Below are 23,513 nucleotides of genomic sequence, written 5' to 3'. Positions count from 1 at the left end.
ATCTCTCCTTTCTATCCTTTATATTTTGATCCGAATCACATTCCAGGAATAAGCAGGTAATTCACTTTTGACTATCCCATCTTCAAGTAGAGAATTTTTTATTCGTTTTGGTGATACCTTATCTGGGCAATCAGAAGCATTACAATCATCTAGATCTTGAGAAGATAAGATAATATGCTCAATAACCTGCTCCATTTTAAATCCATATAAATCTGATTCTAGTAGAATACTTTCTTCAGTACGATTAATAGCAAAGATTGTTATATCCTCTTTATTTTTCACCACTACATGATCAACGGTCGGAATCTCATTAAAAAGACTATTACTATATTGATCACATGAAAGTTTTGAATCCATTAAAATTCCTCTTCCAAATTGGGATGCATGTAGCATCGGGTAATAGGTTGGATTCACCCATGCTTTCCCACCAGCGTCTGTTAATATAAGCGGAATTGTATTGACCAATAATGACTGACAACTAATTTTAATCCGGTCAGCATGACGTAAAATGGAAAGTAGCATCCCGCCGAATAGAAGTGTATCTTCCATGGTAAAATGACACCAGTCAATGGGGCTGCCTGTCTTCCACTCTTCATAATCTTGTTCAGGATAGCGATGAACATTCCATTCATCAAAAGAAAGATACATTGTTTTATCGCTGCGTTTCACTGCTTTTACATAATCACAGGTGGCAATTACCTCTTTTATTTGCCGATCAAAGGCTAATGATCGAGATAAATAGGTAGGCGTATCATCTGGTTCACGCTTTTTGTAAACAGCTAAATCTTCATCTTGTGAACGATTAATATAATTGTGTAAAGATAAATAATCTACATTTTCATACGACTGCATCAATACCTCTCTATCCCATTCAGGATAACTAGACAAACGTGGTGTCGAGCTTCCAACAGCAACGGTCTCAATAGTAGGGTCAATCAATTTCATGGCCTTTGCTGTTTCGTTTGCTAACCTACCATATTCCTCTGCCGTTTTGCTGGCGATTTGCCAATGCCCATCAAGTTCATTTCCCAAGCACCATGTTTTTACATGATGGGAACTAGTATAACCATGCTGCTTTCTTAAATCACTCCAATACGTCCCACCTTCAAAATTACAATATTCAAGGATATTACAGGCAGCCTTAATCCCTCTAGTGCCAAGGTTCACGGTCATAATCGGATCAGCTCCAACTTGTTTACACCACTCAAAGAATTCATTTAAGCCAAAAGTATTTGGTTCAATCTGTCTCCAAGCTAACTCAAGACGCGTTTTTCTCTCCTCTACAGGGCCAACTGTATCTTCCCAATTGTAACCAGATGTAAAATTTCCACCGGGATAGCGAATCACCGATAAATTCAATTTTTTCACAAGCTCCATAACATCTCTCCGAAAACCATTCTCATCTGCTTGCTCATGACCTGGCTCAAATATCCCTGTATAGACAACCCTCCCCATATGTTCTACGAATGACCCATATATCCGCTCATCAATCGCTGAAATCTGAAAATCCTTACCTACTTTTAATCTAGCTGTTTTCAACCAAATCCCTACTTTCTAAAAATTAAATTACCAGTTGCTCAACTTTGATACTTTTGACTGCTTTATCGCTTATTCGTACTAACAAATAACCTGTAAAAGAAGCGACTAAGAAAATCATGAAAGGAAGAAATAAAACGAATAAAATATCAAGAAAGACAATTCCTAATCCTAAAATCGTCCAATGAAAACAAGAAATCGTTAAAATAATCGTATTTTTAAAAATAAGCCTAATTTTCTTTTCTTCTGAACGGACATAAATATTAAAAAAGTGAACAGAGAAACTCATCAATAAAAGGAAAGATAGACCTAACAACAAAAAGAGAATAAAGTTCGCTGGATTCTCAATCGGTGTGATGAGCTGAATGTTTTGATAAAGTACAAAAATAAAGCTAACTAAAAAGAGGCTTAACAATGATTTTTGCAAAAAATGTTGTTTGAATTCTCCAAAAAACAAGACAAGCAGTCCTTGACTTGTTCCCTTTCTCCAAACCCTAATGACTGTAAAAAGAGAAATTGTAGCTGGAACAATCGTAATAATGGGAAGTAAACAAATTCCCCATAAAATACTGAGAAAAATATAATCACAGAATTGAATAAGCTGATAATAAAAACGACTAGAATAAAACCCCATTACATTACCTCCAGTCTTGAGAAGAAATACTATTCTTTTAATCCTGACATAGCTACACCTTGAACGAAATATTTCTGCGCAAAAATATACACAATTAACAAAGGTAACATTGATATGACCGCGCCAGCCATAACCGGTCCGTAGAATGAGATATTTTGACCCGTAAATAGCGCGAGTCCAGCCGGTAATGTCCTCATTTCTGCGGTACTTGTAAGAAGTAATGGGTACAACAAGTCATTCCAGTTATTCATAAGCGTGAAAATCCCAAGTGTTAACATAGCTGGTTTACAAAGGGGCAACATAATCTTAAAAAATATTTTAAATTCATTTAATCCATCCACACGTGCAGCTTCCTCGAGATCCTTTGGAAGGGAAACAAAGAAGGATCTCATCATAAAAATTCCAAATGCGCTTGTCATCCGAGGTAAGATTAACCCTATATAGGAATCAATCATATTTAATTTATTGACCTCAATAAAAAGCGGGATCATAAAAACCTGAAATGGAATCATCATCGATAAAAGCACAAGATAAAATAAAAATGTCCGACCTTTAAATTTCATACGAGCAAAGGCGTATGCTGCCAATGAATCAAAGAAAACCGATGTAATCACTACACCGCCTGCAAAAATAACAGTGTTTTTTATATAATCTAGCAAAGGAATTGTAGACCAAACTTGAATATAGTTTTCAAATGTATACTTATCGGCAAATACCCTAGGTGGAAAAGAGATAATATCCTTTTCAAATTTAAAGCTCGAGACCAAAAGCCAAAAGAACGGAAACATAATTAGGATCACAATTAAAATCATGAAAATTTTATAACTTAGCCTTCCAAAAGTATATTTTTCCAATTTCTTCCCTCCTACATCATTTGGCTTTCTTTTTTATTTAGATAGAAGTTAATTGAAATGGCTATTACTGCAATTATGATAAAAAGAATCGACGAAACCGCCGATGCATAGCCTAATTCATACGGCGCTGAAAAGCCTCTATTATAAATATATTGAACAGCTGTCTCGGTCTTAAATTGTGGACCACCATTTGTTGTCACATATACTTGGTCAAAAACCTGCATTGAACCAATAAAATTTGTTAGGATACAAAAACTTAAAGAAGGAATTAACTGTGGAATCGTTATTTTAAAAAATTGTTGTATTTTTGTTGCGCCATCTATTTCAGCAGATTCATATAAAGAGTTAGAGATCCCTTGTATCCCCGCTAAAAGAATCATCATTGTGACTCCGAAATTTTTCCAAACAGTCAGAATAGCAACGGTTGGCATAGCCAATACAGGGTCACGAAAAAATTGTGGAATCGTCATACCTAATCTTGAAAATAGGTAAGGAATAGAACCAATATTCGGATCTAATAACATGGACCAAACAATTCCAATTGATGTAAGGGAACATACAACGGGAATGAAGAATACTGACCGACAAAACTTATTAAAGAAAGTACTCTTTGATAAAACAACAGCAAATACTAAGCCTACAATAATTTGAATTGGTGTTTCTAAAAGAGTGAAATAAAGCGTATGTACCAGAGAATTAATCGCTCGTTCATCTGAGAAAAATTTAATAAAATTATCCATACCAGTAAACATTGTGTTTGTGAAAAAAATATTAATATCAAAAAATCCTAATGCAAAGGTACCTAGAAGTGGCAAAAATATAAATGCTACTAAAATAATTAAAGATGGCAGTAAAAAGAGATAGGCTGCATGATTTGGTTTATTCCAATATGCTCCAAGACGCTTCATATACAACATAGCTACTCCTCCTTAATAAAGTATAAATCTAGCTTCATATATAAAAGTAATATGCAAACAAATCCTTCAAGGCTACTTTATAATCTAATCATATTCCCATAGGTTAATTGAAAACGCATTCCAATTATTTAACTATAAATATATTATACATATACGTACATGTCAATAATGCATTTCGAAAAACTACACAAGTTTCTCTCTATTACTGCAAATTTCGACTTAAACAACCGATGTTGTTGTTCGCTTTATCTAAACCTTACGGAATATGTATGTACAACTTTTATTAACCTTATGGAGAAAAAAACCTTTTTCTCTAATTTCGTTAACAAAAGTGTTAGGTATTTGTTTGTTTTTCTCCTATATAAGAATCTAAATATTCTTTTAGGATCGGAATGATTGAGGAGGAACTAAGTGAGGATGGTGCTCCCTATGAGGTCAGATGATGGATCACGATCTAGAGAAAACAGGTGTTGAGTGAAGAAAGAATCTAAGAGAAAAACGACTCTACCTTTGCGATAGAGTCGTTTTCTCTTAGATTCTTTGCCTACTATTACAAATAGTACATTTTAAAGACAATATCCTGATCATGATTTCCAAATTTTTTCCCGAAGATCGTGGCTCCACCAACATGCTCAGCATCTTCTTTTACTTCGATTCGAAATGTCCAGCGATCGCAATCTGTTTCTAAATCCCCTACAACTACATCAGATAATGGGTCTCCATCAATATACGTACCATGTTCTGTAATTCGTATCGTCTTCAATAAACCATATTGATTAATATTATTGGGCCACCAGTCAGGTGTGAATTTCCCCCTCGTATCAGCAAAGTCTCCAGGACTTGTCCATGTCCCCAGTTGAAGGCCATTCAATGAAAAGGTAATGTCAGAAGGCCATACATCATTAGAGAAAGGAAATTCCGATGAAATTTCCAAACTAATTTCAAATTGCTGTAGCTGTTCTTCTTTCTTAAGAAAGTTGGCTACATTGTATTGAACGAATCCTTGAGTAAACCATAAAATTTCGGCATCCACCCTTTTAGGGTCCATAAAATACTTTGGCTCATCCACCGGGCCGATAAAATCCTTTTCTGTTGCTAATCCACATGTTGGCTTAAAATCAAAATCAGTATAATGCCCTATCGGTACAGATGTTTTATATGAGGCAAAGGAATGATAGATTTTCTTCGGAAAGTTAATTTCAATATGATCCACTTTTAAAATTGATATTTTTTGTCTCCCTGATTTTCCCGGAACCTTCTCCGTTCGAATTAGTCCGGCTTCCTCTAACTTTTGAATATGCTTTGTCACAATCGGACTGCTAATCTTTAATTCCTCGGATAGTTCTTTAATATTCATTTTGTTTTTAGATAACAATTGAATAATTCTCAGTCGCACATCACTCGCCAATGCTTGATAAACAATCAACGAGGACTGATCTATTTCAAGTTGCAAAGGATTTCCCCCTCTTCCATTTTTTAAAATTAAATCTCTACTCTTTTGCAAACATTTAAAATAATGAGTACGTATATATCATAATTTAATCATTAAATATAAGTAAAAACAACAATATTTACCACCAATATAGTTAATTATTTAACTAATAAAGTAACAATTGTATCAAATGGAATTCACATAATTATTATTGACATCGTTCTATACTAGATTTATACTAAATCCAAGTTAATTATTTATATGGTTTATAGTTTTATGAATAATAACTAAGTAATCTATGAACTAGATGGAGGATAGAATGAGAAAAAGCGTTATATCAATAATGTTGAGTATAGCAGTCATGTGATTAACCGGTGGGTGTAGTAATGATGATAAAAACATAATTACCTATTGGACCCCACTAACGGGAGACCGATGGTGCGTACAAGGGACAAATTGTAAAGGAATACAATGTGACAGATCCAGAATTGAAAGTGAAGATGTCATTACGTCTGATATGTATAAGAAATTGTCAACCATTTTAAACTCTGGTAAGGTAGTCGCTGATTTAACGATTATTCATGCAGATCGTGTTCCTTCATATGTGAAACAAGAGGTTTTAGAACCCATGACTAATCTCATTGCAGAGCAACCAGAATTAAAAGAAGAACACTATTCACCACAAGTTTGGTCTGTGGGGAGCATTGATGGAACTCAATATACAGTTTCACTTGATATTCCTATTAATGCCTCTGTACTATAACCAAAATTTACTTTTTGTTTCTAAGCTTAATCTACGTTCATTTCGCCATGAACCATATCGATTACATACTTATCTAAGACTTCTTGTACGTACACATAATATTCATACGCCTTTAAAAACCGCTGTCGCACTTGAACATAAACAAGTGAAAATGAAGAGTTTCATTCAATCGATTATTTATATTCCGGCCTTGTTTCTAAACTTTTGATTATCACCGTTATATTAATTACGGGTATGATTATTCAAGATTGAAATATACAGAAAGAGATACTCCTTTTTCACATTGCCTGGAATTTCTTTTTTCTCGCGGTCGTCAATCTGATTCCATCCTATAAAATCATTGATGTTCTTGGATGGGTCAACACCGCATGGGCGATGTTCATTCCTGGTTTAACCGGGATAGGAAATATCTTTCTTGTGCGCCAATTCATGAAGGGGATCCCATCAGAGTTAGATGAATCAGCGCGTGTAGTGATTTCCGTATCTTTATTTCGGTTATCCTCCCGCTTATTAACCGGTTCTAATTGTAGTGGATTGTTTTCCTTTACTTGGATCCTGAAACGATTTCCTATGGTCGATTATCGTCTATACAGATGTTGGTAAAATGCTAGTTACGGCTGGCTATTACTATTGCAAGATATTTACGGAAATTATTAGATGATTGGCCAATTGATTGGATCGGCGATACTAGCGATTTACATTTGTTCATTATCTTGCCAAAAACAAAGCGATTAAGCTATCCGAAGAAAAAATAGAAAGTCTAACACAATAAGGGAGACTTTTAAAACAATATAAAACACAAAATGTATAGGGGTTGACATCATGTCTACATTCAAAGCAAAAAATCCATTAATCGAGCAACGTGCAGATCCTTGGATCTATAAACATACTGATAGTTATTATTATTTCACAGGGTCCGTTCCTGAATATGACCGCATTATTTTACGTCGCTCCAAAACTATTCAAGGACTAACAAACGTGGAAGAAAAAGCGGTTTGGTGGAAACATAATACTGGACCAATGAGTGCCAATATTTGGGCACCTGAGATTCATTACATAGATGGTAAATGGTACATTTACTTCGCTGCTGCTCACACCTCTGAAACCCACGAAGGATTATTTGATCATCGTATGTTTGTGCTTGAAAATTCTTCTATTAATCCATTAGAAGGAGATTGGGTGGAAAAAGGACAGGTTAAAACGGAATGGGAGTCGTTCTCGTTAGATGCAACTTCTTTTGAACATAAAGGAGTTCGCTATTATGTATGGGCACAAAAGGATCCAAAAATCCCAGGTAACTCTAATCTTTATATTTCAGAAATGGAAAACCCTTGGACACTAAAAGAAGAACAGGTTTGTATCTCGACACCAGAATACGAATGGGAGAAAATTGGTTATCTTGTCAATGAAGGAGCTGCTGTTCTTAAAAGGAATGGTCGTATTTTTATGACCTTCTCCGGTAGTGCCACGGATGCCAACTATTGCATGGGCTTATTGACAGCAGACGAAAACAGTGATTTACTTGATCCCCAATCTTGGGTCAAAACACCGGAACCTGTTTTCCAAACATCGGAAGAAACAGGCCAATACGGACCTGGTCATAATAGCTTTACTGTTTCTGAAGATGGACAACAAGATATTCTTGTCTACCATGCCAGAAGCTATAAAGAAATTGAAGGAAATCCATTGTATGATCCAAATCGTCATGCACGTGCTCAAGTGATTCAATGGAATCCAGATGGAACACCCAATTTTGGAGTTCCAAGAGCTGATACTGACTAAGACGATTAATTTTTTTAAAAATAGAATTCAAAATAAGAAGACAAGCAAGTTATTCCAGCCTGAGTTCCCTATTAGTGATCTCAGGCTGTTTTTGTTTGCTTTCTTTAATACTCCCCCCTTTATTCTTCCTATTCATGATAGTTTCCAGAAACTTCTACTACTTTAACCAAATATAATGACCTGCTCATTCTTTTAAATCAATTACGAGGATTGGCAATCACAATTTTTTCGTCTTCCATTTTGAGGTGAACTTTGTTGCTGTTCGTAATTCCAATTGCCTTTAAATATTCCTCAGGAATTTGAATTCGTCGAGCACTATCTAAAACAGCTAATTCGACATGAGTTTCTTCTTCCGTGTCTTCCTGATCTTCTTGATCTTGATGAAGCAATTGGGAACGACGCAAAATTTCACTTGACGTTTTACCATCGCGAATCGCGACAATCCGATCCATTTTACTTTTAAGTTGAGTATCATGTGTAACGATCACAACAGTCACACCTAATTCTCTATTCAAATGATGTAAGACATCTAAAATGGTATCAGCTGTTTTCCCATCTACACTGCCGGTTGGTTCATCTGCCAAAATAAGGCTAGGTTCGTTCGCAAGGGCAATTGCAATTGCAACCCGTTGCTGTTCACCTCCTGAAAGAGAGCCTAATTTACTTTTAAACCGATGCCCCAATCCGACAATTTCTAATAATTCCTTAGCCCGTGATCGTTTCTGGCCCCCTTTGAGTAACATCGGCATTTCCACATTTTCCACCGCTGATAAATATGGGATTAAATTTCGCGCATTATTTTGCCAAACAAATCCGACGCTTTCTAACTTATATTTCACAAGCTCACGGTCAGATAAGCGCAGCAAATTTTTACCATCGACAATCAATTTTCCAGCGGTCGGGCGATCCAGCCCACCAAGCATATTCAAAAGGGTAGATTTCCCACTACCACTACTGCCAATAATCCCCATCATTTCGCCTTTCTCTACATGTAAATCCAAGCCTTGCAAAGCAATGACTTCATGTTCCTCATCAATTTTATAGATTTTCATTAAATTTTCGCATTGTATCATCTTAATCCTCACCTAGCTTGATCGCTTGATCAATTTTTATTTTCCGTAAAAATCCGATTAATACCGCCGAGCCAACCAGAAGCATGAGAGCTGAGAACAGATAAATCTTTGCTTCATCACTCGCTTCTGAAACGACGGAAAAGGGTGGCATTAATTGATCAATGCTTAATGATATTTTAAATAGGGGAACATAGAGAAAACTTGTTAAGCCACCAACTAGAATCCCAAGCCCGCATGCTGCTCCAGATGTAAACAATTGTTCCGATATTAAAATTCCCATTAATTTCGGCATTGAAATTCCCATAGCTCGATAAATACCATACTGTAATGTGCGCGCTTTGATTGTCAAAATCCAGTAAAGAAGGAAACCTATAAAGGAAATCAATAAGGAAATTAAAAATCCCATCGTCATCATCCCATTGACACCAAGCAATAAAGCACTATTTTTTAATTCGGTTATTTGCGGAACGACATCACTCATAGCAGCCACCGCAATGTCCGCTTCTTCGATTTCTTCATACAACTCGGCACGTGAGGAATCTGGTTTTGCTTTCATCCATACCTCGTATGGTTCCAAACCAAGCATCGTCTGTACATATGGAAGGTTTGCGACGACTAAAGCACCTACCTGCCCTTCCTCTTCGTCTTCATCTATTTTTTGCAATGGGTTAAACGTAGGCCAATAATCGACAATCTCATAGACAATAAATTCCCCTGTATCTGAGTCCTGCCAGTTTAGAGAAATTTCATCGCCTTTTTTTAGATTTAAGGCATCCGCCGTCTCTCTTGAAACAAGAACCGCACTTGGATCTTCTGCCAGCAAATTCAGATAATGATACCAATGGTACGGTAAAAGTGACTCTTTAAACCAAACCGCTTCTCCAAAGTCCTGTGTCTCGATTGCCATTAATTGCCCATTAGAGATGCTTCTTTCCTCATCCGCTGACACCGTCAATCCCTTTTTTTGGAAGACCTTTGCTGTTTTATCTACATGTTCTAATTTTTCTATAGGTTCAAATGGCGGTTCAGTATAAACAACTTCCTGCACTTCTGGTTCCGTAGTCTCTTCTTCATCTGCTTGTTCAACACCTGGAGTTGGATAGCCCATCGCATTAGGAGGCGGTAAATTATCTTGCCACCTCACTTGCATGCGGATTTCTGCGCCCTGCTCATACAACAATTGTTCTTCTAAATTCGTGTTAATTGTCCGCGCCGCACTTGCACTGAAGACACCCATCCCGATCGTCATCACTAAAAAGAGCATTAAAAATTTATACTGTTTGGAGGAACGGCTCACTTGCAGCAGGGTACTATAAAGTGGTAACGACCAAAAGCGTTCACCTATTTTAAAAATCATCTTCATAATCCATGGATACACCCGTAAAACGATTAAGCCAAACCCAACAATAAAGAGAGCCGGCAGAAAAAATAGCACTGGGTCAATCGATACATCGGCGCTATCAATATTGAATGTAAGTAATTCTTTCTGTCTTTTATTAAACGTTACCAATCCATAGATTGCAGCACCTAACAGGACAAATTCCAAGATTGCCAGTGACCACAACATCTTCCCCTGGTGTCGTACTTTTCTTTGCTTATGACTGACAATACTACTCCCAGAAGCATGGATGACCGGAATCATCACCATCACAATCGAAGCGAGTACCGTCCATAATGCATAGAGAAATGCATCCCCTGAAAGTTCAACAGGTAAAGTAGATCTTTGTACAAATTCTAAAAAACCATTGGAAGCCCCTAGTATTTTACATAGTTGTAAGGCGATTAGCGGTCCTAGTATAAAAGCGAGTCCACCTAAGATGGCGACTTCGATAAAATAAATAAATACAATTTGCAAGCGGCTTGCCCCACGGCTAAAGAAAACAGCAATTTCATTGAGCTGCCTTTCAATAATTAAGCGCGAAATCATAAATAAATAGATCGCAAGCATGATTAAGACAGGAACATTAAGAGACCATAGCATAGTCGTCATTTGTTTTCCCTTTTGCTCATACGTTTTCAAAATACCGTTAATAGGAAAATCAAAGAGCATATTGGTTTCCTTGTTCCCATTTATTTCTCGCTTTATCTTCCCTGGCAATTGCAACAGCGCAGGAAAATCTAGAGGGGTGATTTGGTGGTAATCAAAAGCTGTATTGAATCGGGCGAACCATAAAGCATCTTCATGATTTTGCAAAATTTCATCGCGAAACCATTTTTCTGAAACGATAAAGTCTTGACTCATATTATTGGGAATCAACGTCCAATAGGGGCTTTCTACCGCTTTTGGACGATAAACGCCAACAGGCTTCACTCTATATTCTAAGTTCAGCTCTTCCTTAGACAACATAAACGTTGTCCCCAGTACCATATTCCTTTTTAATAGAGCTTCTTCTGTTACAAGTGCTTCGATGACTCCATCAACAGGTTCAGCTTCTGGAAGCTTACCGTCCACAAGCTCTATTTCATCCTCGATCCCTGCGATCATCATCAATTTCCCATCTCTTTGCTCTTTTTCCTCTTCACGTCTCCCTTCGTCTTCATACATAGCTTTCAAAGCGATCGTGCCAAATGAAATATTTTTAGCTAAAATTGGTAATCCAACCTGCTCCGTATAATCAGCGTTGACCTGTTCAGCTTTTAAAAAGGCTTCTGTCGGCTTGTCGGTTACAGATGAGGCAAAGGAGTCTGTAAAGGTAAAGCTTCCTGGAAATTCACCTGTTTTCACCTGATGATCTTCCAATTCCTTAATCAATAATTTTTGCATGACACCAGATGTGTAGATCGGGATACTTGCTACAAGCGACACAGTAATCAGTAGACCAAGGAATAAGCTTCCTGTTAACCAGCGATTATTCAACATTTTATTAATAATTAATTTCAAAATGGCCATAGCTTATTCCCTCCTCTACTTAGTGATAATCTGATCGCCTTCTTCAAGCCCTTTTAACACTTCTACTTCAGTAGAGGAAACAATTCCTGTTTGAATATCCACCTCTCGTTTTGCATTCCCATCGATCAATTGCACATAATTTCGCCCAGTAATCGAACGAAGTGCATTCTTAGGAATAATGAGCGTATCATCCTGCTTCGCTGTAATCACTTCAAAATCAATCATATCCCCAACCTTTATATCTTTGGGTATCTTTTTTATCTCCAACATCATCGTTCTTCCATAGAACTCAGGATCTTTCTGTGAAACATCAGAAGGAACCGTTTTCGGAGTTTGCACCACTTCTCCATTCACTTTTTCACCATCAATCTGGAGAGTGGCCTTCATCCCGATCTCTACATCAGATAAATCTGCCGCTTTATTCGCTGTATATTGCAGCTTAAGCTCTGTAACTTCTGCTACTTGAAAAATAGATTCATAGGCTGGGACTTCGGCTCCCTGATTTAATTCAGCTACAAAGGTTACAACACCATTAATCGGGGAAGTAATTGTGGCTTCCGCCATTTCATTATTCAACCGAGCAAGAAGATTTGTCCCTCCTTGTACATCTAACTCCGCAATCTTAATATCGTAGGAACTCACTCCTTCCTGTGCCTTCACCTGCTGCAAGCGAATTTCCGACTTTTGCAGATCTAATCTAGCTTGCTCAATGTCATAAGCAAGCCCCCCTGTATCTAATACAGCTAGAACCTGTCCTTTTTCGATCGTATCACCATTATGAACCGAAATTTCCTTCAGACGCCCTCCTTCTTTCTTATAAAACAAATCAACATTATTTTTAGGGACCATTGTCCCTAATCCCTTCACACTTTTAACGATTTTCCCCTTCGTTACCTCCACCGTTTTATAATCCAATTGAGCTGGTTCAGTAAGTGGAGGTGCAAGGACGGCCTCCTCCTTCGGTAAGAATGTACAACCGCCTAAAACAATAAGCGGAAGAGTAAATAAGGTAATATTTATAGGAATCTGACTATTTTTACACAATATTCTTATTATTTTGATAAACAATATTTCGATCCTCCAATGTATAGACATGTTCAATCATTTCTAAAATAACAGGGTCATGTGAAGTCATAATAATTGTCGCCTTTTGACTTTTTACCAATTCCTGAAAAATGTCCATAATGCGAAAACCAGTTTGACTATCTAACTCTGCTGTTGGCTCATCAGCCAAAATCAACATAGGGTCGATAGCAATTGCACGGGCAATCGCAACTCTTTGCTGTTCTCCACCTGAAAGCTCATATGGATAATGCTTTCTTCTTTTATATAGCCCAACAATGTCAAGTGCCTCTTTTATTTTCGTTTGCCATGTTCCTCGCGAGGTTTGAGTGATCCGTAAACCAAATGCGATATTTTCCTCCACAGTCATAAAAGGAACCAAACCGTAGGATTGAAAAATAAAGCCCATTTTTGCCTGCCGAAGCTTCGAGCGTTGCTTTTCGTTAAATTCCCCGATCGCTTCACCCCCTATACATATTTCTCCCGCAGTAGGATAATCAAGTGCCCCTATCAAATTTAATAAGGTTGTTTTTCCAGAACCAGACCTGCCACGAAAAGCAACTAATTGATATGTTTCAATCGATATATTAATATTTTCCAATAGATCAACCTTGTTATTTCCACTTCCAAACGATTTAGATACCCCCTCGATCGTCACAAGTGATTCCATGTTCTTCCCTCCCCTAACATTGATAGCGTTTCCATTTTTTTATAAAGATAAATTAGAGAAATTGCCACTTCAGACATACGTATGTATATAAATCTCTTTTTAGCAGTTGTGCATATAATTGTTTTCGTTCATTATAAATAACTTATCCATATTTTACAAATCAATTTCAAATATTTTATTATAATATTATCCCTAATCAACTATATTTTTCAAAAGTTCACTACATCATCCCTCTACTAAAACCTTCTTTCCTGCTCCATGCAGAACTTGACAGTCTTCTATAATAGCATTAATTTATAATTATATCCTATCAGGATATAACTGGATATATCAGGATTTACTTGGGAGGTGGAGAGCGTTAAGAAGACAATACCTTTGTATCAACAAATCAAAACATACTTAGAAGAAAAAATAGAAGGTGGTGTATACGAGACCCATGATCGCCTGCCCTCTGAGGCAGAACTAGCGAAACAATTTAAAGTAAGTAGAATTACAGCAAAAAATGCCATCAATAAACTTGTTGAAGATGAAAAGGCCTACCGAATACCTGGAAAAGGCACATTTGTTGATGAACCTTCTAAAATTGTACAAGTAAATCAAAAGAAAGTGGAAAATGATTATGCCTATCCTCCATTTATTGGCCTAATTATGCCGGAAGTAATTGAAGAGCACTCAGCAAAAATTTTAAGTAGTATTGAGAACGCTGCCACTGATATAGGATATGGCTTAATTCTTAGGCAGTCCAATCATCAAATTGATGTAGAGAAAAAAGCAATTAGATCATTGTTGCAAATGGGAGTAAAAGGACTAATTGTTTTTCCAGTCGATGATCAATTATACAACGAAGAGCTCTTAAGGTTGAAATTAGACCATTTCCCTCTCGTATTAATTGACCGTTACCTGAAAGGGATTAAAGCATCAGCTGTTTATTCTGATAATGTACAAGGGGCATATCAGCTGACGAAAATGCTTCGTCCTGATCATAAACAAGTGAGTTTATTTACAGTACCACATTTTGAAACCACAACAATACTTGATCGGATGAAAGGATTTGAACAGGCCCTTGATGAGGTCGGTATTTCTATTAACCGCTCTAATTGGTTTACAGATATTCTTCATGAAGAGGCTGTAGACAAAGCTGTTACTCTTTTACAAACGAACCCTGATATAACCGGGATTTTTGCTATGAATGCTTTTGCAGGGAAAATTGCCTATCAAGCAGTCCAACAGCTGGATAAACAACTCCCAAGAGAATTTTCGATTGCCTCTTTTGATCAAGAAAGAGAATTGAAGAGATATCCCATTTTTACTGCTAAACAAAACTCAACGCAAATAGGCAAAGAAGCTGTACGACTTCTGCAATCACAATTAAAAGATAAGAACGATATACATCAAATCGTCTTACCTGTAAAAATCTATTTTCAAACAAATGAAGTAAAGCTAGAAACTAGCGAGCTGTAGTCTTCTACATATTTGATATCGCTCTCTAAAATTAAAACATATATAAATCGGGGGATCAATAATGGAAAAAACGATTAATAAAAAATGGAAACGGATACTTTTCTTACTTATTCTACTCTTCACTTTTCTTTTAGTAGCTTGTAATTCGGATAAATCAGCGACCAAACCTGAAACATCCGATAAAGAAACTGGAAATGCAACAACAAAGGACGAATCAGAGCCAGTGACATTAAAGGTTCATTACGGCTGGGAAGAGGAATTTATTGAAGATATTAAAGAGCCTGTTGAGGAGAAGTTCCCCAATATTACATTAGAGTTTACCGAGGTGGATTTTGATGCAATGGACGATGATATTGCGAAAGGAAATATACCCGACATTTTTTATTTATCAGGTGGAGGGCAATTGAAGGTTTTAGAAGAATATGAATTAAGTTACGACTTAGATGAGTTAGTAGAAAAAAACAGCTTTGATTTAACTAAAATTGACAAGGCACAAATCGATAAAGTACGGAGCTGGGGGGAAGGAAAGTTATATTACTTTCCTTATGTAAAAAGATGGGATGTCTTATATTATAATAAAGGAATCTTTGATTTATTTGGAGTTAACTATCCTCAAGATGGGATGACTTGGGATGAGATAGCGGATCTTGCTCGCAAGGTCAATGGGGAAGTCAATGGCACTAATTACCGTGGAATTGATATATCTTCAACTGGAGCTATGTTGAATCAACTTGGTGTACAACATGTAGATCCTGAAACGGATGAATCTATGTATCTGGAGGATGAACGTTTTGCAAAATTCTTAAACAAAATTGAGAGTATTGCGTCCATTCCTGGTGTAATTCCGGAAGATGAGGGTGATTGGGGTAACTTTATTAACGAACAGAATGTGGCAATGGTTCCATTATTCGATGTTCATATATGGTTAAGTAATGTAGAAGCAGAAACAGGATTGGACTGGGATATGGTTTCCTATCCCGTATGGGAAGACCAACCGGAAATAGGCCCAAGTGCAAATGCTGCTGGTTTATCGATTTCAGAAACAAGTGAACATAAAGATGCAGCTTTTCAAGTATTAGAATATCTTATGTCAGATGAGTGGCAAATGATGCGTTCTAAAAAGGGATTTGCCACTGTATTAAACAATTCAGAAGTACAAGAAGCTTTTTCATCCGAAATCGAAGGCTTAAAAGATAAAAATATGCAAGCTGTCTTTGATCTTGAAGCAGCAGAGGCACCAGAAAAGGTCTCCGCTTTCGAAGAAGATGGTGAAATATTAGATGCCATGAAGTTCATCGAAAAAGAACAAGATGTCAACACATATTTGCGAGAAACCTATGAAGAAGCAGAAGCCAAAATTAAAGAAGCTAAAGGTAGTAGCTAATAAAGATATGGCCAACCCTTAGGTAGAAGAAGGGGCTGTCCAATAAGTATTCAGCAACAAAAAAGGAAGGGAGAAATGAAATATCCCTCCTTCTTTTTCAATCGCTAAGAAAATCTCCAAAAACGGCGACACGCCTGCGGGAATAGCATCAGCTGAAGACCCCACGAAGCGAGGAGGCTGAAGCGATGCCCGCGGCAAGGGAGCCTTTTTGGAGATTTTCGACTTTGGGGACAGCCCCTTCATTTTAACTATATAATGCTTTCCTTATTTTAAACGTGTTTGAACCATCCCCATCACTTCTGCTTCAAATTGCTCACGTTTTTTAAAGCTCTCTTTCATGGTTTCACCTTTCACGGCAAAATAAAATTTAATTTTTGGTTCTGTCCCTGAAGGACGAAGGCAAAACCACGATCCGTCACCTAACTTAAATTTAAGAACATTTGATTTCGGCAGCTCAATTTGTGTTTTCTCTCCTGTTTGTACATTTACAGCTTCACTAATCGCATAGTCTTCCAAAACAGCTACTCGCACTCCTCCGATCGATTGTGGAGGTTCCTGACGGAAAGAATCCACGATTCCAGCAATTTGTTCAGCTCCGTCTTTCCCTTTTAAAGTTAACGATTGAAGAGATTCTTGGTAAAACCCATATTTTCCGAAAATTTCCAGCAATCCATCATAAAGAGACTTTCCTTGCAGTTTATAATATGCAGCAATTTCTGCAACAAAAACTGCAGCTTGCACAGCATCTTTATCACGAACGAAATCGCCAATTAAATAACCGTAGCTTTCTTCATATCCAAATAGAAATTGATGTTCATTTGTTTCCTCAAACTCCTTTATTTTCTCGCCAATAAATTTGAAGCCAGTTAAAGTGTCAAGGGTCGAAATTCCAAAGCTTTCCGCTATCGTTTTGCCAATTTCCGATGTCACAATGGTTTTAACGATCGCACCATTTTTAGGCAAACGACCAGTTTGTTGTTTTTGTGTCAAAATATAATCAGTCATTAAGGCTCCAACCTGATTGCCTGTTAAAACGATAAAATCTCCTTGATCATTTTTCACAGAAACTCCAAGACGATCGGCATCAGGATCAGTGCCTAGCAAAATATCCGCATCTATTTTCTCCCCGTATTGAATTGCCAGTTCAAAGGCGGCATGTTCCTCAGGATTAGGAGAGGCAACCGTTGAAAAATTCGCATCTGGTAATTCCTGCTCCTTCACAATCGTTACATTTTCAAAACCAAATTCCTTTAATCCTTCACGTACGGGTAAATTTGCGGTCCCATGAAGTGGCGTAAACACGATCTTCAAATCTTTTCCAGCTTTTTGCACGGCTTCTGCATTTAAATGAATGGATTTCAAAGATCTTTGATAAGCCTGATCTACCTTTTCCCCAATAAAAGTGAGGTATCCCTGCTCTTGCAGTTGTTTTTCATCAGCCACCTCAATATTTAATTCATCCCCTGCTTGGTTCACATAGTGAGTAAGCTCATCAGCAGGCTTTGGTGGGAGTTGCCCGCCATCTTCTCCATACGCTTTGAGACCATTGTATTCAGGGGGATTATGACTAGCCGTAATCATTACGCCGGCAAAGGCATGTAAATAACGAACAGCAAACGACAATAGGGGTGTCGGACGTAAACTCTCAAACACATACGCCTGAATTTTATGATTCCCAACTGTCTTTGCTACTTCCAAAGCAAATTCCGGGGACATATGACGACAATCATAAGCAATGACCACCCCACGGCTTTTCGCTTCTTCTCCCTGGTCTTCTATGTATCCTGCTAGTCCTTCTGCTGCTTTTCGTACAGTGTATATATTCAACCGATTTGTTCCAGGTCCAAGCTCTCCACGCATTCCACCTGTACCGAACTCTAACTCCTTATAAAAACTATCCTCTATAAGCTTCTCATCCTGCTCAATCTGTCTCAACTGTTCCTCAAGCTGACGATCAAGCCCTGAATGCTCTTTCCATTGAGAATACTTCTCTCTCCAACTCATTTCCATACCTCCTCTTCGGGTGCTCCAGAAGGCCCATTTGTGGTGCCTGACACTCCCCGAATTTTGTCAAATTCCATCGAAAAATATTATTTTATATCTCGCTATTACTTTATTAATCATACCTGTTTATGTATTATGACTCAACTCCTTAGTCGTAACGTTTGAAAAAAGAAATGGCTCAATAACAGAGGACGTTTAATCACTTTAAGCGAGATAGTTCAAATAGTAGTGCAGACTCATTTTTATCCAATTGGGCATATTTACTTTCAGCATCAATTACAGGTTCTACTTTGTCCTTATTTGGACTTATCCAAAATTCATATAACACTGCTTTTGCTTCAATATTTGGATTTTTATAGTGAAAACTAAATCTGTAATCAGGCAGATGTTCCATTTCCACTTTTGCATTCAAATTAGGTTTGACTGGGAAAAATGTCGATGATATAAAAAAGACACCGAAGTGTCTTTTGTTTTCCAAATTAAGCATACGATAAATTGAAATTTAATTACTTAACCTTATGCTTATCTTTGGAAAGAGGTATTTTATCGGTGAGTGTATACAAACCATGTAATGCTTGCTGTTAATAATGCTGACGAAATCAAAACTGTAAGAACACTATATGTTTGCCAAATAAGTATTGTTGACCAATCGAAAGCACAACACAGTATACTCAGGGCAATCGTAGCGATCAGGAAAATAACTGTTACGATTATTCTCTTTTTTGTCATTGGCTGCCGTTCATTCGTTTTCCTTCTGCGTAATCCTAAGAGAAATAGCAAAACAGCCAATAGGCAAAGAATAATTGTGATAGACGACAAAATGATATCCAAAAGCTGTGTGCCGCTTATTTCATATGACTGGGTTAGATTTCCGTCTAATATATCTTTAATTTTTAGTACCATGTTTATATTGGTATTTGCGCCGTTGCTCAGCAAGCTGACGGCTGCTCGTTCATTTGGAAATATGGTTACTTCGGTTCTGAAATTTGGATTGCCTCCAGTGTGTTCTATAATCGTTTGTTCGGCGTCTACGGACCAGCCTGCCGCATAATACATACCGTTGACAGCCGAAACAGACATATCACCCCTATGTGATTTTTCGATAACCTTGTGAAATATTTCGGGTATGTCCTGCACGATACCCATCTGTATGCCCATCCAACGCGCCATATCTTTTGTATTAGAAATGATGTAGCCTGCGGGTTTATTCCCAGCATAATCCGGGGCTTTAAATGGAGTTGTCATAAAAAAGGAAGAACGGTAGCCCTGTGCCAACTGTCCAGTGGCCTGAGCGTCTTCTTTATAAACATACGTCTGGTGAAGACCTAATGGCTGAAAAACTTGTTTCTTCATAAAGTCTTCATAGCTTTGTCGCGACACAATCTCAATAACCAAACCCAATACGTCATAATTAACGGTTCCATAGTTATACTGTTCACCGGGAGGGAACGCCAATTCAGCATCCACGAGCATTTCCACAGTCTCTTGCAACATATCCGGTGTATTGCCCTGTGGAATATTTTGAGTATGCCTCATATTTGTTAGACCACTGGTATGGTGAAGAAAGTTATTTAGTGTGAGACTTTGCATATCAACAGGTTTCCCTTGATACTTTAACGTAAACCAAGGTAAATATTTTTGGACAGGGTCAGTCATTGAGAGCAGCCCTTGCTCTTCCAACAGCATAATACCCATACCGGTAAAAGCTTTACTGACCGAGGCTAACTCATAGAGTGTATTTTCACTTGCAGACAACCCCTTTTCACGGTCTGCATACCCTGAAGAAAAGTAGAACACTTCATCATCAGCAAGTATTGAGATTGACATTCCCGGCACACCTGATATTCGACAGGCATCATCTAGCAATGCTTGTATTGCCGCAGATTGCGAATCTGACAACGCATAACTTTGCGTTGCGAATCCTGAGGAGAATAATATAAATATCGTTAATACAAAAACAATAATCTTTTTCATAAACTCTCCTTTTGAAGCTTCCCTTTATTATAAGACGGAAGGTGTCTGAAAAAGGTTTCAAATTTATCCCGCATTAATACCCCCACCACAAGGTTTTAGAGAATACGGAGATGCATAGGTGGGGGATGAAAGAAAACCCCACTGATTGAAGGTTCACTTTATCCTTTATAAAAATATCTTTGCAAAATCATACAGATCACTCCATTTCTTTTTGCAAAAAAATTCCGATCTATCTAAGATAGATCGGAATAATAGTAGAAATCTATTAATCAAAGTATACTGCTTTTCCAGTTTTCGCTGATTCATAGATAGCTTCAAGAATTTGTGTCACCACAAAAGCTTGTTCTGGTTTTACAAGTGGCTCTGTATCATTAATAATACTTTCAATCCATTGGCGTGCTTCGATATCAGAATCGCTTTCTGCTTTTCCACCATAGAATGCGACCCCACCAACACCTAAATCCACTTTTTTCGTATACAAACGGCTAAACTCTTCTCCATTAATACGGAGACCATCCTTCATATCTGCACCAGCAAGTGTCCCACTTAAAGAAACCTTTGCTTCATCCACATCTAATGTGTTAAGGGCCCAGCTTGATTCCAAAACAATTGTTGCGCCGTTTTCCATTGTAATAAAGCCAAAAGCAGAATCTTCTACCTTAAACTTTTCAGGGTCCCAAGATCCAAATGCATTTGCAGCGTTTTCCATATGTCCAAGTTTATGGTAAGTTGTTCCTAATACCGCCTTTGGTTTATAATTGTCCATCGTCCACAATGTAAGATCCAATGCGTGAGTACCAATATCAATTAACGGACCTCCGCCTTGCTTTTCTTCATCAAGGAAAACACCCCAAGTTGGAACAGCACGACGACGGATTGCATGGGCCTTCGCATAATAAACCTCACCCAAATCTCCACGAGCACTAACATTATGTAAATGAAGGCTGTCAGGTCTGAAACGATTATTATAGCCAATTGTTAACTTTTTACCTGTACGTTTAGCAGCTTCAACCATTTGCTTTGCTTCTTCCGAAGTTTTAGCCATTGGCTTCTCACACATTACGTGTTTGTTAGATTCCAATGCAGCGATCGAAATTTCGGCATGCGAGCTATTTGGTGTACATACATGTACAACATCAATAGACGAATCCGCTAACAATTCTTTATAGTCTTCATAAACTTTTGCACCTTCGACTCCAAATTTAGCAGCCGCTTGTTCCGCTTTTTCCACAATAATATCGCAGAAAGCAACTAATTCTACCTGCTCTACTTTAGATAGACTAGGCATGTGCTTACCGTTTGCAATGCCACCACAACCAACAATTGCTACCTTCAATTTCTCTGACATCCATCTCATCCCCTTATTTTAAACTTCGTCTATAATTTAAACGTTTCTACCAAAATAGTCAAGGAGATTTTCACTGGACATTGGAACTCTCCGAATTTTATCGACTGAAATTAAAACAACCAATCTATAACCATGCGTTACAGATTGGTTGTTTGTTCATCATTTATTCTTTCCAGAGTAATAAAAAGCTTTGATTATACTTTTTCTTCTAATGATCCTTCGAAGTCATTTAGCTCAAACCGAGATGTTCTTTTAAGTGAGTTTGGATGTTTGTACGTTCGTCATCGGCAACGATATAATACCATACGCCACCGATCGTCGAGCCGCTTCCCTTGATTTCTAATTGCTCAATTTTATGACGAGCACCAGCATAGTTCTTCTGAATATCAACCATGTCATCCATCGCCAAGTTTGTCTCGACATTATTACTTAACGCTTTTAAAACATCATCGTATTTCCAGAGGGCTGAGATATTTGCGCCTTTATTCATTACACCTTCAATTACTTGACGCTGACGCATCTGTCTTCCAAAGTCTCCTCGGGCGTCTTGCTTACGCATTCTCGCGTAACTTAGCGCTGCATCCCCATCTAAATCAATTTTCCCTTTAGCAAATGGGTGACCGTCTTGCGAAAATTCTAAATCGTTATTCACAGTAATTCCGCCTACTGCATTGACAATATCTTTAAATCCATCCATATTCATTTTAATATAATAATCAATAGGGATATCTAGAAATTTCTCCACTGTGTTCATCGACATTTCTACACCACCAAAAGCATAAGCATGGTTAATTTTATCCGTTGTTCCATGTCCAACAATTTCAACTCGTGTGTCACGAGGAATGCTTAACATTTCCATCGAATTCGTTTCTGGATTTACTGTTATCACAACCATTGTATCTGATCGGCCTTTATCCCCGGCTCGTTCGTCTACCCCAAGCATCAAGACAGAAAAAGGCTCCTTTTCCTGTAAAGATAATGCTGAGGGCCTTTTTACCTCAGGTGTCCGCTCAATCGGTTTATGAACTGTGTTCACGGCTTTATTCACATTATGAAAAATTGAATACCCATACCCTACGATTCCTAATACTAATACAATAAGGACAGAGAGAAATATCTTTAGACCTGTCCTTTTCTTTTTTTGTTTTGCTCTTTGCATTTTTTTGTTTTCCTTTCCCTTATTTAATTTTTCTTTTACCTTCTCATAAACTACTGCGAATAATACATAAAGCTGTCTATAATAATAGACGTTTATTGACACAAAAAGTTACATTCTGACCTTTTTTTAAACATTACAAGCACAATCTTAATTATACGAAACATTTCAAGGCGAATTCAATATTAATTTTGTCTAATTTATGTCTGGACAAAACTCATCAATTGAACAACTGTTCTATCATCTCATTCAACTGTCGGCATGGTCCAGAAATACAGGCAAATAGTACAACAGCTTTTTCTTATACCGTTGTGGAATTGATGGGAAAACTCTCAGGAAGTGCATAGTCGAGGTTCCGAGGATATAATACAATAAGCGTGGGCAATTGATGCAGCAATTCAATTCATATAGAATGAATAAAGCAGTTCATTACTTTAGTAGCGTTTGCTTCATACTTTTAACAGCCTCTCCGAAAGAGTCCTCTTCCTCAGGGAGGGGATGAATGTCGGTCGGTGTAAACCGAATTCTTCCTATTTTCTTTCTATTTCCACTTGTTATAGAGAATATACGTTT

At 37.5% G+C, this 23,513-nt stretch carries 18 protein-coding genes and 1 pseudogene; 5 read left to right on the top strand and 14 right to left on the bottom strand.

The features are described from left to right. Positions 1–18 precede the first annotated feature (18 nt). The 5 genes from arfA to KI375_RS05455 form a co-directional block, all read right to left on the bottom strand. Positions 19–1,539: an arabinosylfuranosidase ArfA gene (gene arfA / locus KI375_RS05475; RefSeq protein WP_212972523.1), complete on the bottom strand. Its 1,521-nt coding sequence runs from the start codon at positions 1,537–1,539 to the stop codon at positions 19–21. Positions 1,540–1,561: 22 nt separating this feature from the next. Next, a complete protein-coding gene (locus KI375_RS05470; RefSeq protein ID WP_212972522.1) occupies positions 1,562–2,170 on the bottom strand; it encodes a DUF624 domain-containing protein in 609 nt (202 codons plus the stop codon). Between the two features lie 29 nt (positions 2,171–2,199). Then, the gene (locus KI375_RS05465) at positions 2,200–3,024 is read right to left on the bottom strand and encodes a carbohydrate ABC transporter permease (RefSeq protein WP_244852312.1); all 825 of its coding nucleotides are present in this window, start codon (positions 3,022–3,024) and stop codon (positions 2,200–2,202) included. Between the two features lie 11 nt (positions 3,025–3,035). Next, entirely contained in the window at positions 3,036–3,941 is a 906-nt protein-coding gene (locus tag KI375_RS05460; protein WP_212972521.1) for a carbohydrate ABC transporter permease, read from the bottom strand. Positions 3,942–4,491: 550 nt separating this feature from the next. Next, complete coding sequence (locus KI375_RS05455) at positions 4,492–5,394, bottom strand: ArsR/SmtB family transcription factor (protein ID WP_212972520.1); 903 nt, start codon at positions 5,392–5,394, stop codon at positions 4,492–4,494. A 496-nt stretch (positions 5,395–5,890) separates the two neighbouring features. On the opposite strand from KI375_RS05455, the gene KI375_RS27790 reads away from it, so the two are divergent. The 3 genes and pseudogenes from KI375_RS27790 to KI375_RS05445 all read left to right on the top strand — a co-directional run bounded on the left by KI375_RS27790 (position 5,891) and on the right by KI375_RS05445 (position 7,918). After that, positions 5,891–6,136, top strand: coding sequence for a type 2 periplasmic-binding domain-containing protein (locus tag KI375_RS27790; RefSeq protein ID WP_212972519.1), 246 nt, complete (start codon positions 5,891–5,893; stop codon positions 6,134–6,136). A 201-nt stretch (positions 6,137–6,337) separates the two neighbouring features. Further along, positions 6,338–6,790 (top strand): annotated as a pseudogene (locus KI375_RS27285) (ABC transporter permease subunit); the annotation flags it as partial. Positions 6,791–6,958: 168 nt separating this feature from the next. Beyond that, the gene (locus KI375_RS05445) at positions 6,959–7,918 is read left to right on the top strand and encodes a glycoside hydrolase family 43 protein (RefSeq protein WP_212972518.1); all 960 of its coding nucleotides are present in this window, start codon (positions 6,959–6,961) and stop codon (positions 7,916–7,918) included. Between the two features lie 197 nt (positions 7,919–8,115). On the opposite strand, the gene KI375_RS05440 is transcribed toward KI375_RS05445, so the two are convergent. From KI375_RS05440 to KI375_RS05425, 4 genes are read right to left on the bottom strand one after another with little or no spacing between them, the layout of a single operon-like run. Next, positions 8,116–8,991, bottom strand: a complete 876-nt coding sequence (locus KI375_RS05440) for an ABC transporter ATP-binding protein (protein WP_212972517.1) — start codon at positions 8,989–8,991, stop codon at positions 8,116–8,118. A 1-nt stretch (position 8,992) separates the two neighbouring features. Then, on the bottom strand, positions 8,993–11,881 hold the full coding sequence (locus KI375_RS05435; protein ID WP_212972516.1) for an ABC transporter permease: 2,889 nt from the start codon (positions 11,879–11,881) through the stop codon (positions 8,993–8,995). Positions 11,882–11,896: 15 nt separating this feature from the next. Next, on the bottom strand, positions 11,897–12,949 hold the full coding sequence (locus KI375_RS05430; RefSeq protein WP_212972515.1) for an efflux RND transporter periplasmic adaptor subunit: 1,053 nt from the start codon (positions 12,947–12,949) through the stop codon (positions 11,897–11,899). Then, entirely contained in the window at positions 12,918–13,613 is a 696-nt protein-coding gene (locus KI375_RS05425; RefSeq protein WP_212972514.1) for an ABC transporter ATP-binding protein, read from the bottom strand. The genes KI375_RS05430 and KI375_RS05425 overlap by 32 nt, the downstream gene beginning before the upstream one ends. Positions 13,614–13,988: 375 nt before the next feature. Here KI375_RS05425 and KI375_RS05420 point away from each other — a divergent pair, with 375 nt between their 5' ends. Together KI375_RS05420 and KI375_RS05415 are read left to right on the top strand one after the other, a co-directional pair. Next, on the top strand, positions 13,989–15,074 hold the full coding sequence (locus KI375_RS05420; protein WP_212972513.1) for a GntR family transcriptional regulator: 1,086 nt from the start codon (positions 13,989–13,991) through the stop codon (positions 15,072–15,074). A 61-nt stretch (positions 15,075–15,135) separates the two neighbouring features. Continuing rightward, the gene (locus KI375_RS05415; protein ID WP_212972512.1) at positions 15,136–16,458 is read left to right on the top strand and encodes an ABC transporter substrate-binding protein; all 1,323 of its coding nucleotides are present in this window, start codon (positions 15,136–15,138) and stop codon (positions 16,456–16,458) included. A gap of 264 nt (positions 16,459–16,722) precedes the next feature. On the opposite strand, the gene KI375_RS05410 is transcribed toward KI375_RS05415, so the two are convergent. From KI375_RS05410 to tagU, 5 genes are all read right to left on the bottom strand, one after another. After that, positions 16,723–18,462, bottom strand: coding sequence for a phospho-sugar mutase (locus tag KI375_RS05410; protein WP_212972511.1), 1,740 nt, complete (start codon positions 18,460–18,462; stop codon positions 16,723–16,725). Positions 18,463–18,661: 199 nt separating this feature from the next. Continuing rightward, positions 18,662–18,940 carry a hypothetical protein gene (locus KI375_RS05405; protein WP_212972510.1) on the bottom strand — a complete coding sequence of 93 codons (279 nt, stop codon included), beginning with the start codon at positions 18,938–18,940 and terminating at the stop codon, positions 18,662–18,664. A gap of 65 nt (positions 18,941–19,005) precedes the next feature. Further along, entirely contained in the window at positions 19,006–20,436 is a 1,431-nt protein-coding gene (locus KI375_RS05400) for a serine hydrolase domain-containing protein (protein ID WP_212972509.1), read from the bottom strand. Positions 20,437–20,701: 265 nt separating this feature from the next. After that, entirely contained in the window at positions 20,702–21,784 is a 1,083-nt protein-coding gene (locus KI375_RS05395) for a Gfo/Idh/MocA family protein (RefSeq protein ID WP_207453219.1), read from the bottom strand. A 229-nt stretch (positions 21,785–22,013) separates the two neighbouring features. After that, positions 22,014–22,943, bottom strand: a complete 930-nt coding sequence (gene tagU, locus KI375_RS05390) for a polyisoprenyl-teichoic acid--peptidoglycan teichoic acid transferase TagU (RefSeq protein ID WP_212972508.1) — start codon at positions 22,941–22,943, stop codon at positions 22,014–22,016. Positions 22,944–23,513 lie beyond the last annotated feature (570 nt).

This window comes from Bacillus sp. J14TS2, from assembly GCF_018333015.1.
GTDB lineage: Bacteria > Bacillota > Bacilli > Bacillales > Bacillaceae_C > Lederbergia.
This window is presented reverse-complemented; position numbering and strand designations above follow the sequence as displayed.